At 56.3% G+C, this 1,562-nt stretch carries 2 protein-coding genes; one reads left to right on the forward strand and one right to left on the reverse strand.

Going from position 1 to position 1,562, the window contains the following annotated elements:
- On the forward strand, window positions 1-168 hold a 168-nt coding region (locus FHD67_RS20105; protein ID WP_139599846.1), incomplete at its 5' end, for a transposase.
- Between the two features lie 62 nt (window positions 169-230).
- Here FHD67_RS20105 and FHD67_RS20110 read toward each other — a convergent pair.
- A partial coding sequence (locus tag FHD67_RS20110) for a calcium-binding protein (protein ID WP_139599847.1) occupies window positions 231-1,562 on the reverse strand: 1,332 nt, incomplete at its 5' end.

Raw genomic sequence — 1,562 nt, forward strand, 5'->3', positions numbered from 1 at the left:
AAGACGCCGGTCCAATATGATAAGCGACGCTACAAGCGGCGAAGTCGCATCGAGATCATGTTCGGCAGGCTCAAGGACTGGAGGTGCGTGGCAACTCGATACGACAGATGTCCGAAGGTCTTCCTCTCGGCCATCGCTCTCGCAGCAACCGTCATCTGTTTGTTATGAATCCTGACCCTAGTATGAAAGGGGCGTCGGTTAATAACCATTTTTCCGACGCCCAAGCCACTTTAGATAAAGTCGAAGACCCCGTTTAAGAGAACTGAGTCACCGCTACCGAAATTGAGAAGCGTTCCATCACGGACCTCTGTGGCGCTGTAACTCCTTTCACCGAGGTCCAGGGTATCGCGGCTGCTCTCGAATCCGTAGACGATATCGGCACCATCACCAGCCCGGAATATAAGCACGTCGCTTGCCCCGTCGCCATTGTGCCCGTCTCCAATCCAGATGCGGTCATCTCCTTGGCCACCCTGCACAGTATCACGGCCCATTGACCCGTCTAAAGTATCGTTGCCTCGGCTGCCCACCAACCTATCGTGACCCCATCGCGTGTTGAAGTTTACGCCAGCCCCGGAACTTGAGATCACAGCGCCCGACGCGTCGATGACGTCGTTGCCTGCATGCGTCCAGCCAAGTTCGAAGTTGTCGAAGCGCAGTGTCGCGGTCCCGCCGATACTGGTGCTGGCATTGCCTGAAAACGCTCCGTCAGACAGGACACGATCAACCGTGACACTGACACCCTCGATGCCAACAGTGTCATTGTTGGAATAGATGTCGCCGCGTTTGATCCAAATGTTGATCAGGTCGTTTCCCGAGCCGCCGTCGATCGTATCATTACCGGGGTTGTGGTTGGCATCACCGTTACCCCATCGGATGTTTTCGTCACCGGCGCCGCCATAGATCAGGTCATTGCCGGTACTGGAGTGGATGAAATCATTCCCGCCATCGCCGTTGATGGTATCGTTGCCCGAGCCGCCATCAATGACATCGTCAAACTGCGATCCTGAGATCCGGTCATTTCCTGCACCGGTAAAGATCGACAGACCGTGGGCGGGTACACTTCCACCGGAACTATTTACGGTCGCATTTGTCGCCACGACAACGTCGTCGCCGGTGGTACCAAAAATACGCTCAATACCCGTGAATTCCAGGCGGTCATTCCTGCTCTGAACGCTGCCACTATCTGTCGAGTGCATGTCGATGCGCAGACCGGCCGAACCGTCCAGAATCAACCTGTCGCCGCCAGGATTACCAGGTGTATAGGGGTTAGCATCGTACCGCTCTGTCCCGGTGCCGCCATGGTAGGTATCGTTGCCCACCCCCGGCTGCCAGTAGAATGTATCTAGCCCTTCAAGACCCCAGACTATGTCTGATTGTGTCGTGCCCCGCATTGTATCGTCGGCATTCGAACCTCTTATTTCATTGATATCGGCTGCCGGCGGTATTGGTGTGGGAAGGGGCGCAGGCGTAACCGTGGGCGGTGTGCCGTTCAGCTCTTTCGGGACGGCGCCGTTGAAGAGGAAGTTGGCGGTCGTCAGGATCGCTTTGTCGACGCCCTGCAG

This window comes from Paracoccus haeundaensis (genome assembly GCF_006239215.1).
GTDB lineage: Bacteria > Pseudomonadota > Alphaproteobacteria > Rhodobacterales > Rhodobacteraceae > Paracoccus > Paracoccus marcusii.